This is a genomic window from Bombilactobacillus sp. ESL1187 (genome assembly GCF_058107155.1).
The window spans coordinates 1,332,469-1,345,731 of record NZ_JBYLTZ010000001.1 but is presented as its reverse complement, the minus strand read 5'-3'; the positions used below and the strand labels follow the sequence as shown (position 1 = coordinate 1,345,731).

The following is a 13,263-nucleotide window of genomic DNA, read 5'->3' as shown; positions in this document are numbered from 1 at the left end:
CATGTTTGCCCTCCTTAAAAAATCCTTATCTATAATAGCACATACCCCACACATATTGTAGCTCAACTTTGGGTTACTACTAAATCTAGTAGTTGTCAACAATTAACTAATCTCTATGAGAGCAATAAAAAAGCTAGACTCCGTAAATTACTATTTTAGTTTTCACGGAGTCTAGCCTGTTTAATCAATCAAAATAATTTAAGCATCCAATCCCATTTCTTTTTGAACAACACTCGCAATTTGGTTGCCAAAACGTTGGGCATCTTCTCTAGTAGCAGCTTCAATCATTACCCGGAGTAAAGCTTCAGTTCCACTAGGGCGAACTAAAACTCGACCATCACCATTCATTTCCTTTTCAACTGTATCAATGGCCTCTTGAATGGCAGGATAATTTTGCCAATCATTTTTATTTTGCACTTTCACATTAATTAATACTTGTGGATAAGTTTTTACTGGCGCTGCTAGTTGCGACAATTGTTGACCAGTTTGTTTAACAACGTTTAACAACTGAATGCCGGTTAACATCCCATCACCTGTGTTATGCAAATCAAAAATAATCACATGACCTGATTGTTCGCCACCTAAGTTATAGCCATTCTGAACCATTTCAGCAGCCACATGGCGATCACCAACATCCGTTTGAACGGACTTCATACCGTTCGCTTCAATAGCTTTGTATAAGCCCAAATTACTCATCACTGTAGTAACAATAGTATCCTTTTTCAAACGACCGTGGGCTTTAAAATAGTTGCCCAGAATAAACATAATTTTATCGCCGTCAACAATATTCCCCTTTTCATCAACAGCAATACAGCGGTCACCATCACCATCAAAGGCTAATCCGACTTGCGCCCCCTGCTTAACCACTTCTCGCGCTAATTTTTCTGGATGCGTAGAACCAACACCATTATTAATATTAACCCCATCAGGATTAGTAGCAATCGTAGTAAAATCAACGTTCAAATCTGCAAATAACTTGCTGACTAATTGACTAGTTGAACCGTTAGCACCATCTAACACCACTTTTACTCCTGATAAATCATCAGAAATACTCTGCCGTAAGAACTCTAAGTATTTCAAAGAGCCTTCCTTATAGTCCTCCAAAGTACCAATGCCTTCAGCTGAAGGCCGCGGCAAAGAATCTTCTGGTTGATCCAAGAAGTGTTCAATTTCTTCTTCAGTAGCATCCTTGAGCTTATAACCATCTGGACCAAAAAATTTGATACCATTATCGCTGGCTGGGTTATGTGACGCCGAGATCATAATGCCGGCATCAGCTCCTTGGACTTTAACTAAGTAAGCCACTGCTGGAGTCGTAATCACTCCTAAATTTAAAACTTCAATCCCGACTGATAATAATCCGGAAATTAATGCTGTTTCTAACATTTGTCCCGATTTACGAGTATCACGTGCCACCAAAACTACTGCTCGATCTTCGTCACTATCTTTTTGTTGGGACAATACAAAACCACCAGCACGTCCCAAGCAAAAAGCTAGCTCCGGTGTTAATTCTTTATTCGCAATACCGCGGACACCATCAGTACCAAAATATTTAACCATTTTTATCCTCTTATTCTAATTATTTATTGAAGCTGGATTAACTGTTGAAGATTGATCATCACCAGTTTTTAAATAGACCTTAATAGTTCGTGGACTCGAATCTATAATATCAGATTTTACTTGATTAATTGTAATAACTTTTGATTTTTTAGTTCCCATCTTAGAAACGTCGATTGGAATTTCTAATTCATTAAGATTATCCAATACCGTTTTCTTAGCATAAACGCGTACTGCAGCGACATCCGAAGTGATATGATAATTTTTATTTTCGGGTAGATTTTTTGGTACAAATTTTAAGTTTACTTTTTTACTCGGTAAACTGACGGGAACTTTAACCCGGGTAGTCTGTGGAGTTAACAGGACTGATAACGTGCGCCCTTGAGCATCTAACGCTTGCAATAAAACTTCTTGATGAAAATCGGTTGATGTACCATGAGGTAACTTAGCATGGGCCACCACTTGACTAATTCGCTGAACTTCACTGCGCGCACCAACGACTTGAACCACCTGCGGATCCACACTAGCATCGCCACCGATATAACCCGGAGCAATTTGCTTCGCATTATATTTAGCTTGAATCGGAAATACTTGTTGAGCCTTCGGCTCAATATCAACTTCGACATAATGCGGCTTGATAGAGTATTTTAGATCGCGATTTAAACCACTTTGATGAATTAAAACACGATGATGACCTACACTTAAATTGTGCAGATTAATATACACCGTAAAATTATGTGTGTTCTTGGTCGCCGTAACTAGGGCTGAGGGGCCCTCCAATTTGACGCGTACTTGTTTAGGATAACCAGTAATAAAATAATTTTCCGCATCGGAATTTACCTGTAATTTCATATTAAAGGTAACAGTTTTGTTAGCATTAACCACATTGCCAGCAGTTACCCCATTTCGGGTACTGCCAATACTAGGTAAGGAGACGCTCCAGTACAGCCATAAGGCTACCAAAAAGGATAATAACAAATAAAAATATTTAGAATCAATGAATTTGCGCCACTTTTTCATTAGTTATTTCCTTTCTGGAAATGTGCCAAAAATTTCTTAAAAATTGAATTGGATTGTGGCGTTGTGGGAGCTAATTGGGCCCGTAAATAATTCAAGTAATCATCCCGGCTAAGATCTAACATCATATGGTTTTTATGCGTAATCATCACCCCACCAGTTTCCTCCGAAACCACAATCGTCAAAGCATCAGTTACTTCACTAATCCCCACGGCCGCTCGGTGCCTAGTGCCTAATTTTTTCGGAATGGCATTACTTTCCGACAACGGCAAATATGCTGCAGCAACTTCAATTTTATTTTGATTGATGATAACTGCACCGTCATGTAAAGGCGTATTAGGAATAAAAATATTAATTAATAACTCGCCGGTCACATCAGCGTCCAGCTTAATTCCAGTCTCTACATATTCTTCTAAGCCGGTATTCATTTTTAACGTAATTAAAGCCCCAATTCGGCGTTTGGACATATACTGAATTGCTTTATCCAAGGCATCAATTAAATTATTACTTAAATCTTTTTGTTCGTCACGCATGGAAAAAAACAATGGCGAACGGCCCAATTTTTCTAAGCCGCGACGAATCTCTGGAGTAAAAATAATGATAACTGCTATGACTGACCAATTAAAAATTTGATCTGTCAAATAGGCAATCGTCCGTAAATTAAAGAACCAACTGACTAGTTTAATGATCAAAATGATAAATAGTCCCTTTAATAGCTGAATGGCCTTAGTGCCCCGAATCATCATTAATAATTTATAAACTAAAAACCACACAAATAAAATATCAATAACATTTGTTAAAGAATTTAACGTAAAAAGATGGCTTAACCAATTTTGCACGCTTACTTTCACCTCTGATCTTCACCGATAATCCGCACTTCAGTTTCTAAAGCAACACCAAATTTTTCTTGCACAGTGGCTTGAATTAATTTAATTAACGCCAAATAATCACTGGCAGTCGCTGTTCCCAAATTAATAATAAAGCCCGCATGTTTCTGTGAAATCTGCGCACCACCAATAATCTTCCCTTGTAAACCCGCCTTAATAATTAAAGGACCGGTAAAGTAACCCTCTGGACGTTTAAAAACACTCCCACAAGACGGATATTCTAGTGGCTGCTTAGCCCGCCTTAAAGCATTTAATTCGTCCATTTTAGCTTGAATTTTATGTGCATCGCCAGGTACTAACGTAAACGTCACAGCCGTCACAATGCCGTGATTTTCCTGCACCACACTATGGCGATAAGCAAAATTTAAATCTTGTTTTTTAATAGTTACTAATTGACCCGTAGGTAAAATTTCTTGAATCTGTGTAATTACTGTACTAACTTCACCACCATAAGCTCCGGCGTTCATAAAAGCGGCTCCGCCGACACTGCCCGGAATACCCGCAGCAAATTCTAAACCACTTAACCCCGCTCGACTCGCAGCTTTAGTTACTTCAATTAAACTGGCTCCCGCTTGAGCGGTGATTTGCTGCTCGTGCACTACAATTTGGTTTAATTTAGTTAAGATAATGACTAAACCTTTAATACCACCATCTTTAATAATTAAATTACTGGAATTACCTAAAGCCGTTATCGGCAATTGTTTTTCTCGCGCAAAGTCAGTCAATAATTGTAATTCCGCCAAAGTTTGTGGAAAAGCAACATAATCGCCCGGACCACCGGTTTTAGTAAATGTATAGTTACTCAGGGAATCAGCAACTTTAATTTCCACTGGTAATGCTAATAATTGTTTTTTTAATTGTAGATCATCTAAAAATTGATTTCTTACTTTGTCTTGCATGATCAATCTCCTAACTAACTGTTTTCCCTAATAACACCATTATAGTATATAATGAATTTTAAAAATAAGTTTGTAATTGTGAGGTTTTTCCATGGATTTTGTGGCAATGGATTTTGAAACGGCCAATAATCAAGCTGATAGTGCTTGTTCTTTAGCGCTCGCTTTAATTGAAAACAATCAAATTATCGATACTTTTTATACATTGATCAATCCCCAGGCACCCTTTAATCGGCGTAATATTGCGATTCATCACATTCGTCCACAAGATGTCCAAACAGCACCGACCTTTGAGCAAGTCTGGTCGCACATTAAAGTATTATTTAATCAGCAGCATTTAATCACGGCGCATAATGCTGCCTTTGATACCCGCGTTTTAAAAAACTGCTTACAAAAGTATCAAATCACTCCGCCATGTTATCACGTAATTGATACCCTCAAAACTTCTCGTAAATTTTTTCCCGATTTACCAAATCATCGTTTAAATACCGTTTGTGAAGCCTTAGGAATTGATTTAGAACATCACCATCATGCCTTAGATGATACATTAGCTTGTGCTGAGATTTTATTACAAACACAAGCACAATTTGGAGCTGACGCATTACAAGATTTAATTCAATTAAAAGATTAATAAAAAATCTCTGTCAAATATTTTTATTCAACAGAGATTTTTTAGTTAATTAATTGTCGCAAGTTTTTGTAGCAGCGTTTGGTAACGCGTACCTTGTGGTTGAAATTGCAATTTTCTGGTTACTTCATCCATCCGCTCAATATTAATCCGCAAATAATTCGGTGGCAATTGTTCTTTGATGAACTGTGACCACTCTACAATTACGATTCCCGAACCATCAAAGTACTCCTGCAAACCTAAATCATCAGCCGAGGCATTTTCCAAGCGGTACATATCCATATGATACAACGGATATTTAGCTTGCGGATACTCGCGAATCAACGTAAAAGTCGGACTTTTAACTGGGCGCTTAATCCCTAGCCCTTGGGCAATTCCTTGTGTAAAAGTCGTTTTGCCAGCTCCCAGATCGCCATCTAAGAGCAATAAATCACCAGGTAATAAAAGTTGCGCTAATTGACAACCATACTGGATCGTTTCGGATGCACTATAAGTTATTTTTTCCATTATTTGATTATAATGCTTGGGCGGCCGTAATGATAGCTAATTTATATACGTCTTCAACATTGGCTCCCCGAGATAAGTCAGAAATCGGTTTATTTAAACCTTGCAAAATCGGTCCAATAGCTTCAAAGCCACCAAAACGTTGGGCAATTTTGTAACCAATGTTACCTGATTGTAGTTCTGGAAAGACAAAGACGTTTGCCTGACCAGCAACTTTAGAACCAGGAGCTTTTTGCGCAGCAACTGAAGGCACAATAGCTGCATCTAACTGCAATTCACCATCAATAGGAACATCGGGTGCTTGTGCTTGAGCCAATTTAGTTGCTTGAGCAACCTTAGTTACTTCATCACTCTTCGCTGAACCTTTAGTTGAAAAACTCAATAACGCAACTTTAGGATCAATATCAAATAATTTAGCAGTTTTAGCTGAAGTAACCGCAATTTCGGCTAACTCTTCTGCACTTGGATTGATGTTAATTGCACAGTCAGCAAACAAATAACGTTGTTGCTCTTTTTGAACAATAAAGGCCCCACTAGTCCGCGTTAAACCTGGTTTAACTTTAATAATCTGCAAAGCTGGGCGTACCGTATCACCAGTTGGATGAATTGCTCCAGAGACCATGCCATCTACTTGATCTAAGTAAACTAACATAGTACCAAAATAATTAGGATCGCGTAACATTTGTTGTGCTTGTTCAGCAGTATTCTTACCTTTACGCCGATCGACAAAAGCTGTGACCATTTCATCAAATTGGTCATAATCTTGCGGATTTAAAATCTTAATTCCTGAAATATCTAAGGCTAATTCGTTCGCCTTAGCTTGAACTTGAGTAGGGTCACCTAAAAAAACCGGTTCTAATAATTGATCTTGTCGTAATTGCACAGCAGCTTTTAAAATTCGTTCATCAGTAGCTTCTGGAAAAACAATCTTCTTATTTTGACCACTAATCTTTTGCTTCAACGATTCAAATAATTCCATGATTCAATCCTCCTAATTTTCTGTGACTGTTTGTGGTAATTGCCAATTAATTGGCGTTTCACCATACTTTTTTAAAGCTTCATTGGTTCTAGAAAATGGTCGCGAGCCAAAAAAACCATAATTAGCGGAAAAAGGGCTGGGATGAGTTGAACTAATAATGGTATTTTTATTAGTATCAATTAAATTCATCTTTGATTTAGCAGCCTTTCCCCATAAAATAAAGACGACACCACCTTTTTGCGAGAGCGCTTTTATTGCCTGGTCAGTTAATTGTTCCCATCCCTTACCTTGATGGGAATAAGCCTGGCCACGGCGAACCGTCAAAACAGAATTCAACAACAAAACGCCCTGATCAGCCCATGATTTTAAATAACCATGTTGCACTGGTGGATAACCTAAATCAGCTTGCAATTCCTTATAAATATTTTGTAAAGATGGCGGTACTTTGTTTCCCGGCAAAACCGAAAAACTCAATCCGTGAGCTTGATTTGGCTCATGATAGGGATCTTGACCTAAAATAACCACTTTAGTTTGTTTAAATGAGGTCCAATCAAAAGCTTGAAAAATATTATACATATCTGGATACACAGTTTGCTCTTGATACTCACGTTTTAAAAATTGGTGTAAGCGGCGATAGTAATCTTTTTCAAACTCCGGTTCTAGAATTTGTTGCCAATCATTTTTTATTAATTGCTTCAACTTCACACCACCTATTATGGTAAAATTTGATTATTGATATAGGAGGAACTTATGACAATTAAACTAATTGCTTCAGATATGGATGGAACGTTATTAAATAGTGAATCAATTGTCTCTAAAGAAAATATTACCGCAATTCAAGCTGCAAACCAAGCAGGAATTCAATTTGTTGTCGCCACTGGTCGTGGTTTAAGTGAAGCGGCTCCATTGGTCAGCCATTTAACGGTCAAACCGGACTTTATCACTTTAAATGGAGCCTTAGTTTATAATCAAGACCGTGAACCTGTCGTCAAAATCCCCATTGATCGTTCTAATTTAAAACAATGTTTAACGCATATTAAAACTAGTAAACTCTATTTTGAAATCATTACCGATCAAGGAATTTATTCCAATAGTCGCATTCAGCGTATTCAACATACAGCTAATTTATTGGTCAAATTAAACCCCAATCTCTTATATAAAATGGCCGTAGCACGTGCTACTTCACGGGCCGAATTGATGAACATCAATTATGTGAAAAGTTTTGACGCACTTCTGCATGATCCTCAAATCAATGTGATGAAACTGTTAGTCTTTAGTGACCGTCATCCGCAAAAATTGCAACAATTAAGAGCACAATTACAACAAAATTCCGAAATTGTCATTACTTCCTCATCACCCAATAATATTGAAATCAATAATGTTAAGGCCCAAAAAGGCCGAGCACTAACCACTTTTGCTCATAAGCTAGGTTTACAGATGAGTGAGGTCATGGCGATTGGTGACAATTTAAATGACGAATCAATGATCCAAGCGGCAGGAATTGGCGTCGCCATGGCCAATGCAATTGCACCAATTAAGAAACTAGCACAATACCAAACCAGCAGTAATAGTCAAAATGGCGTTGCGCAAGCTATTTACCATGCGATTGCTTTAAATAAACAGCAAGCAGCCAATTTAAAATGATTTATTATCTCCAATTTAATGCCGCTAATTTACCAGGAGTCATTCAAGTTACTAATCAACAACAAGAGCTGTGCTACTATCTTATTCGCACAGCTCCTCGTTGGAAAATTAATTATGAATTATTAACACCGCGCCAAACTAAGTTGGGTGATATCATTCAAACTAGCACGCATCCATGGGCTAATTACCAAATTAAATTAGCCGATATTTTAATCACTAAATTAATTCATATCACTAATCATCGCCGCCAGTTAATGATTGCTCCTAGTTTACATTGGTTAGTTTCCGGTAATTTATTAACCAATAATTACTTGGTCCATGATTTTCACCATCATTTAATCATGTCTGTTGATAACATTTATTTAAAAAATGGTCATGAAGGCTACCTACTCCAAATCAGTCCCCAAGTGGATGCGCAAATTGGACTTTTATTAGCTGCCGTTTTAAACCAAACCAGCCGATTATCCAAAAATCAACGTTCAATCAAAAATTGGCCACTGCATCGGTTGCAGACTAATTTGTCACATGCTTATGATCTTGAGCGTAGAGATTAGCTATTTCAATAATTGTCTGAGCTAATTGGGCCATGGCCTCTACTGTTACAAATTCATACGGGCCATGAAAATTTTCGCCACCATTAAACAAATTGGGCGTCGGCATACCTAAATAGGTAATCTTAGAACCGTCTGTCCCACCACGAAAAGGTTTCACATGTGGCTCTATTTGTAAATTCTTTAAAGCCCCTTGTGCCAAGGTCACTGGATAACGATCTTGGTTAATAATATCTGCCATATTGTAATATTGATCCGTCAGTGTTAACTGAATCCGCGGTTGAGCAAATTGGGCATTTAATTGGGCAACAATATTTTGCAGGTCTTGTTTGCGCTGTTCAAAAGCACTTCGCGAAAAATCACGAATAATATAAACCAAATGGGCATGGGAAACGTCACCCTGAAATTGATTTAATAAATAAAAACCATCATAGCCTTGAACTAATTCTGGCCGTTCTTTTTGGGGCAATCGTTGATCAATTTGTTCAGCCAAACTAATCGCATTAACCATTTGACCGTAGGCTTGTCCAGGATGAACACTAACTCCGGAAATATCAATTACGGCTTGTGCAGCATTAAATGTTTCATATTCAATATCTCCGACTAAACCATTGTCCAACGTATAGGCGAAATCAGCCGCAAAATCCGGTACATCAAAGCGATCTGCACCGCGCCCAATTTCTTCATCTGGACCAAAAGCCACTTTAATCGGTCCGTGTAACAACTGAGGATTGTTAACCAAATACCGCAAAGCTGCGATTAATCCCGCAATCCCACCTTTATCATCAACTCCCAAGAGCGTTGTTCCATCAGCAGTAATCAAAGTTTGACCGATATAATTCTGCAAATTAGGAAACTGCTGTGGATCTAACTTTAATCCGTTAGCCCACTCAATTACCTGTCCTTGATAATTGGCATGAACCTGCGGTTGCACATGAGCTCCAGAATAGTCAGCCGCAGTATCCAAGTGTGCAATAAAACCAATAGCGGGCATGGCCAGCGTATTTCCTGGTAATAAAGCTGTCACAAAACTATTTTGCGGATTTAATTTAATTTTGTGCAAACCTAAGTCCTGCAGTTGCTGCATTAATAAGTGTGCTAACTGCGTTTGACCGGCAGTGGTCGGCACTTGATCTAAGGCTTGCGAAGCATCAGATTGCGTATTTATTTTTACATAAGTTAAGAAATCATCTAGTAATTGTTGTTGATTAATTGCGTACTTCATTCACTAATCCTTCTTTGAACTGAAATAAGTGGTCTTAAAGTCATAAGGAACACCAGAACCATTGTAAACTAAACCTTTAACTTTGGTATTCAACAATTGCGCTTTGACACCTTGATATAACGGCACTGTTCCTTGTAATTTCATTAAACGCTTTTCAGCTTTGACTTGATATTGCCAACGTTGGGCTTTATTTTGAGAAAACTTGTTTTCCGACAAATCCAAATCATGATCAAACTGAGCATCATGGAATTTAGAAGTATTATAAGATGAATCACTTTCCCAAATATCCAAAAAGTTAATAGGATCCGAAAATACTGATTGCCAACTAGTAATCACTAAATCATAGTCACCTTGATGTTCCCGAGCTAAACGCTGCACCTTGGGCAAAGTCTTCAATGTGATTTTGACATGGGGTAACTTATTTAATGAGCCTTGAATAAATTCACCCGTTTGCTTAGAAGTAGTCGTATCATCAATCAATAAACTTAAGTTCAATTGCTTGGTATTAGTTTGCTTCAATCCTTGACGCAATAAACTTTTAGCTTGTTTTAAGTTAGAGCTCGTCGAATTAGGAACTTGACTAACTTGTGCAAAATCTTTGTTTTGATAAGATCCTAATCCTTGTGGTACAAAACCTTTGGGCGCTAAAGAACCATCTTCTAAAACACCTTTAACCAATTGATGCCGATTAATTGCTAAAGAAAAGGCCCGCCGTACTTTTTGATTCTTAAAGGCTGGTACTTTGTTTTGATTCAAATTCATATCAGTCATATTAGACGATTTGCGCACTAAGAAATCTTTTTGGCCTTTTAAGTTAGGAACTTGCGTGCCTGAAAGAATTGTTTCATCCACTTTATTAGATTGATACAAATTTAACCCGGTTTGTGGATCCTTAACGACATCCTCCTTAACTTGTTGTAGACGAACATGTTTTTTATCCCAATAATGCGGATTTTTAACTAAACGCCAATTATCACTACTACCATTCCAGCCTTTTAAGATAAATGGTCCGTCCGCAACTGTTTTAGCAGAAGTGGTGCCATAATCTTTCCCCCAACGATTAACTGCTGCTTGGTTTTGAGGGAAGAACAACGGCCATGCTAACAATTTCTTGAAGTATGGTACCGGCTGAGTTAATTTCACCCGTAATTTATGCTTACTTAAAGCCTGTATTCCCAATTTATCAACTGGTAGTTTATTGGCATTAATCTGCTTCGCATTTTGTACTTGATTTAAATAAAACGCATCACTAGAACCCGTTTTGGGATCTACCGTCCGCCGCCACGAAGCCACAAAATCTTGAGCGGTAACGGGCGTATTATCGGACCACTTGACATTTGGTCGAAGATTAAACGTATAGGTTAATCCGTCAGCTGAAACTTTGGTTTTAGTAGCCAAAGCTGGTTGCGCCTTGCCATGAGCATCCAAACGATACAAACCTTCTTGCGTATTCAACAAAACGTCAAAGCTTAAGGTGTCAGAAGCTTGCGAAATATCTGCAGTAGCCAATTCAGAACTTTCTGTCCAATTCAACGTGTTTTTGGTTTTAGCTTGCGCTATCTGTAAATTAGCCTGTGTTCCCAAAGCCAAAGTACAGAGCAAGATTCCCCAAAAACTTTTCCATTGATGAGTCATTAATTTTTCCTCCAAACTAAAAAACTGCAAGTCAATTATTGACTTGCAGGACGACAAAGACGTGGTACCACCTGGTTTTCGATCTTAAAAATAAAACCGCTTATGAATAACAATAACCTTGGTCTGTACACAACCTCGAAACGATTAGGCTATTATTCTTCATTATGTGCTAATGGCCATCACCATAATTACCTTATTCCTTGAACTCGGCAATTAATCTTAATCAAAGACCATATTCAACTAGATTACCTAACATTTCACACCTGCCAATGTCTCTCTATAAGAATAATCTAATTTACTCATCTTTTAGATTAAAAAATATTAACATATAGTGAAATTATAAATCCTAAAAATTAAATGTCAAGTACCTAATTCCAAAAAAATAGAGTTTGGACCAATAAGTAGGCTTTCTCCAAAACTTTACCACAAGCTGGTGTCTGCCTCTTATTGTTGTTAGAAATTCCGGCTAGAAAAAATTCCCATCTTCCTCTCAGAGGTTATTCGTTTTTTCTAATTGACCGAAACTTTCGTCCAAACTCTATTTTAAATTGAATTCTTTAAAAATCCATTCCTCCTGATTTTTTTATTTATATCATGATATAAATATAATATACAAAAGAATAAATGATAAAAAAAGAAACAATTTACCCTAAACGCCTTACTTTGATACATTTAGATCACATTGCTTCATTAATGGCTTGACATGTTAACAGATAGCCGACCACATCTAACCTTTTTAACACCATAGTTACTTCAATTTGAAAATCTGTTTCCAACCAGCTATTTAATTGGTGAAAAATTGCGCTAGTTATTAACTCCAATTCATCCCAATTATTTTGTAAAACTTCCAAAATAGCTAAATTATCCGTCGAATACGTATTTAAAAAATTTAAAATTTCATGATAAAACCAATTTAATAAATTTTGCTGGCACAGCACCCGATAAATTAAACGACAACTTGTTTGATGATTATTTAAATAAAATACGCAGTAACTCACTAGTTGATGCCAATCACTAAAAGTTCGCTGCTGTAATTTTGCCAAGTGCTCTTGAATCAGCGATTGGTAAATAGAAGCAGTTCCATTCGGAAAATAACGATAAAAAGTACTGCGACTAATCGACAAATTATTAGTTAAGTCACTAACGGTCAAAACATTAGTCGCTTTTGCTTTGAGCAATTCTTCCAAATGCTGGATTAAATAATGAATGGTTACTGCACGTTTCATCATTAACTCCTCGAATAAATTTATTTATATATCATCTTTTATCGTAAAACATTTTTTAAATTGCGCCGCATTTCTCGATCTTGATCACGACGTTTAATAGTTTCTCGTTTATCGTATTGTTTTTTACCTTCAGCCACACCAATTAAAACTTTAGCAAAACCGTGTTTGAGATACATTTTTAGTGGAACTACTGTAATTCCCTTTTTAGACAATTCACCACTAATTTTTTTAATTTCTTTTTTGTGTAGTAATAATTTACGATCGCGTAAGGGATCATGATTAAACTGGTTACCTTGGTCATAAGTACTGATATGAACATTAGCTAACCACAATTCTCCTCGTCGAAATTGCACAAATCCATCCCGTAAATTAACCCGACTAGCGCGCACTGACTTAATTTCGGTACCTGTTAGAGCAATCCCAGCTTCATACGTGGATAAAATATTATAATCATGACGCGCTTTTTTGTTGTTAGCAACTTCATTCGCTGCTTTTTGATGATGCTTCTTCATAA

Annotated in this window: 14 protein-coding genes; 3 read left to right on the top strand and 11 right to left on the bottom strand. The window is 37.3% G+C overall.

Annotation, left to right across the window (positions count from 1 at the left end; translation table 11 throughout):
- Positions 1-198 precede the first annotated feature (198 nt).
- The 4 genes from glmM to murB are packed head-to-tail and all read right to left on the bottom strand — an operon-like array spanning position 199 to position 4,360.
- On the bottom strand, positions 199-1,560 hold the full coding sequence (gene glmM, locus AC3B5B_RS06245; RefSeq protein ID WP_489769645.1) for a phosphoglucosamine mutase: 1,362 nt from the start codon (positions 1,558-1,560) through the stop codon (positions 199-201).
- A gap of 15 nt (positions 1,561-1,575) precedes the next feature.
- Positions 1,576-2,577, bottom strand: coding sequence for a CdaR family protein (locus AC3B5B_RS06240; RefSeq protein WP_489758308.1), 1,002 nt, complete (start codon positions 2,575-2,577; stop codon positions 1,576-1,578).
- Positions 2,577-3,413, bottom strand: a complete 837-nt coding sequence (gene cdaA / locus AC3B5B_RS06235; protein ID WP_489758307.1) for a diadenylate cyclase CdaA — start codon at positions 3,411-3,413, stop codon at positions 2,577-2,579. The genes AC3B5B_RS06240 and cdaA overlap by 1 nt, the downstream gene beginning before the upstream one ends.
- Before the next feature lie 8 nt (positions 3,414-3,421).
- Complete coding sequence (murB, locus tag AC3B5B_RS06230; RefSeq protein WP_489769644.1) at positions 3,422-4,360, bottom strand: UDP-N-acetylmuramate dehydrogenase; 939 nt, start codon at positions 4,358-4,360, stop codon at positions 3,422-3,424.
- Positions 4,361-4,451: 91 nt separating this feature from the next.
- Here murB and AC3B5B_RS06225 point away from each other — a divergent pair, with 91 nt between their 5' ends.
- Positions 4,452-4,988 carry a 3'-5' exonuclease gene (locus tag AC3B5B_RS06225; protein WP_489758305.1) on the top strand — a complete coding sequence of 179 codons (537 nt, stop codon included), beginning with the start codon at positions 4,452-4,454 and terminating at the stop codon, positions 4,986-4,988.
- A 45-nt stretch (positions 4,989-5,033) separates the two neighbouring features.
- Here the strand turns inward: AC3B5B_RS06225 and tsaE are convergent, their stop codons facing one another.
- The 3 genes from tsaE to AC3B5B_RS06210 are packed head-to-tail and all read right to left on the bottom strand — an operon-like array spanning position 5,034 to position 7,167.
- Positions 5,034-5,492 carry a tRNA (adenosine(37)-N6)-threonylcarbamoyltransferase complex ATPase subunit type 1 TsaE gene (gene tsaE, locus AC3B5B_RS06220; protein ID WP_489769643.1) on the bottom strand — a complete coding sequence of 153 codons (459 nt, stop codon included), beginning with the start codon at positions 5,490-5,492 and terminating at the stop codon, positions 5,034-5,036.
- Positions 5,493-5,499: 7 nt separating this feature from the next.
- Positions 5,500-6,468, bottom strand: coding sequence for a phosphate acetyltransferase (gene pta, locus AC3B5B_RS06215; RefSeq protein WP_489769642.1), 969 nt, complete (start codon positions 6,466-6,468; stop codon positions 5,500-5,502).
- A 12-nt stretch (positions 6,469-6,480) separates the two neighbouring features.
- Positions 6,481-7,167 carry a uracil-DNA glycosylase gene (locus AC3B5B_RS06210; protein ID WP_489758302.1) on the bottom strand — a complete coding sequence of 229 codons (687 nt, stop codon included), beginning with the start codon at positions 7,165-7,167 and terminating at the stop codon, positions 6,481-6,483.
- Positions 7,168-7,218: 51 nt separating this feature from the next.
- On the opposite strand from AC3B5B_RS06210, the gene AC3B5B_RS06205 reads away from it, so the two are divergent.
- Together AC3B5B_RS06205 and AC3B5B_RS06200 are read left to right on the top strand one after the other, a co-directional pair.
- The gene (locus AC3B5B_RS06205; RefSeq protein WP_489769641.1) at positions 7,219-8,112 is read left to right on the top strand and encodes a Cof-type HAD-IIB family hydrolase; all 894 of its coding nucleotides are present in this window, start codon (positions 7,219-7,221) and stop codon (positions 8,110-8,112) included.
- A complete protein-coding gene (locus tag AC3B5B_RS06200; protein ID WP_489758300.1) occupies positions 8,109-8,666 on the top strand; it encodes a hypothetical protein in 558 nt (185 codons plus the stop codon). Before AC3B5B_RS06205 ends, AC3B5B_RS06200 begins: the two co-directional genes overlap by 4 nt.
- On the opposite strand, the gene pepT is transcribed toward AC3B5B_RS06200, so the two are convergent.
- The 4 genes from pepT to smpB all read right to left on the bottom strand — a co-directional run bounded on the left by pepT (position 8,626) and on the right by smpB (position 13,261).
- Positions 8,626-9,888, bottom strand: a complete 1,263-nt coding sequence (gene pepT / locus AC3B5B_RS06195; protein ID WP_489769640.1) for a peptidase T — start codon at positions 9,886-9,888, stop codon at positions 8,626-8,628. The two genes, AC3B5B_RS06200 and pepT, sit on opposite strands and share 41 nt — an antisense overlap.
- A gap of 3 nt (positions 9,889-9,891) precedes the next feature.
- On the bottom strand, positions 9,892-11,523 hold the full coding sequence (locus AC3B5B_RS06190; RefSeq protein ID WP_489769639.1) for a peptide ABC transporter substrate-binding protein: 1,632 nt from the start codon (positions 11,521-11,523) through the stop codon (positions 9,892-9,894).
- A gap of 677 nt (positions 11,524-12,200) precedes the next feature.
- Positions 12,201-12,749, bottom strand: coding sequence for a TetR/AcrR family transcriptional regulator (locus AC3B5B_RS06185; protein ID WP_489758297.1), 549 nt, complete (start codon positions 12,747-12,749; stop codon positions 12,201-12,203).
- Positions 12,750-12,787: 38 nt separating this feature from the next.
- Entirely contained in the window at positions 12,788-13,261 is a 474-nt protein-coding gene (smpB, locus tag AC3B5B_RS06180; RefSeq protein WP_489758296.1) for an SsrA-binding protein SmpB, read from the bottom strand.
- Positions 13,262-13,263: the final 2 nt, after the last annotated feature.

Coding starts and splice junctions, on each gene's coding strand:
- glmM (WP_489769645.1), bottom strand. CDS start 1,560: ATGGTTAAATATTTTGGTACTGATGGTGTCCGCGGTATTGCGAATAAA.
- AC3B5B_RS06240 (WP_489758308.1), bottom strand. CDS start 2,577: ATGAAAAAGTGGCGCAAATTCATTGATTCTAAATATTTTTATTTGTTA.
- murB (WP_489769644.1), bottom strand. CDS start 4,360: ATGCAAGACAAAGTAAGAAATCAATTTTTAGATGATCTACAATTAAAA.
- AC3B5B_RS06225 (WP_489758305.1), top strand. CDS start 4,452: ATGGATTTTGTGGCAATGGATTTTGAAACGGCCAATAATCAAGCTGAT.
- tsaE (WP_489769643.1), bottom strand. CDS start 5,492: ATGGAAAAAATAACTTATAGTGCATCCGAAACGATCCAGTATGGTTGT.
- pta (WP_489769642.1), bottom strand. CDS start 6,468: ATGGAATTATTTGAATCGTTGAAGCAAAAGATTAGTGGTCAAAATAAG.
- AC3B5B_RS06205 (WP_489769641.1), top strand. CDS start 7,219: ATGACAATTAAACTAATTGCTTCAGATATGGATGGAACGTTATTAAAT.
- AC3B5B_RS06200 (WP_489758300.1), top strand. CDS start 8,109: ATGATTTATTATCTCCAATTTAATGCCGCTAATTTACCAGGAGTCATT.
- pepT (WP_489769640.1), bottom strand. CDS start 9,888: ATGAAGTACGCAATTAATCAACAACAATTACTAGATGATTTCTTAACT.
- AC3B5B_RS06190 (WP_489769639.1), bottom strand. CDS start 11,523: ATGACTCATCAATGGAAAAGTTTTTGGGGAATCTTGCTCTGTACTTTG.
- AC3B5B_RS06185 (WP_489758297.1), bottom strand. CDS start 12,749: ATGAAACGTGCAGTAACCATTCATTATTTAATCCAGCATTTGGAAGAA.
- smpB (WP_489758296.1), bottom strand. CDS start 13,261: ATGAAGAAGCATCATCAAAAAGCAGCGAATGAAGTTGCTAACAACAAA.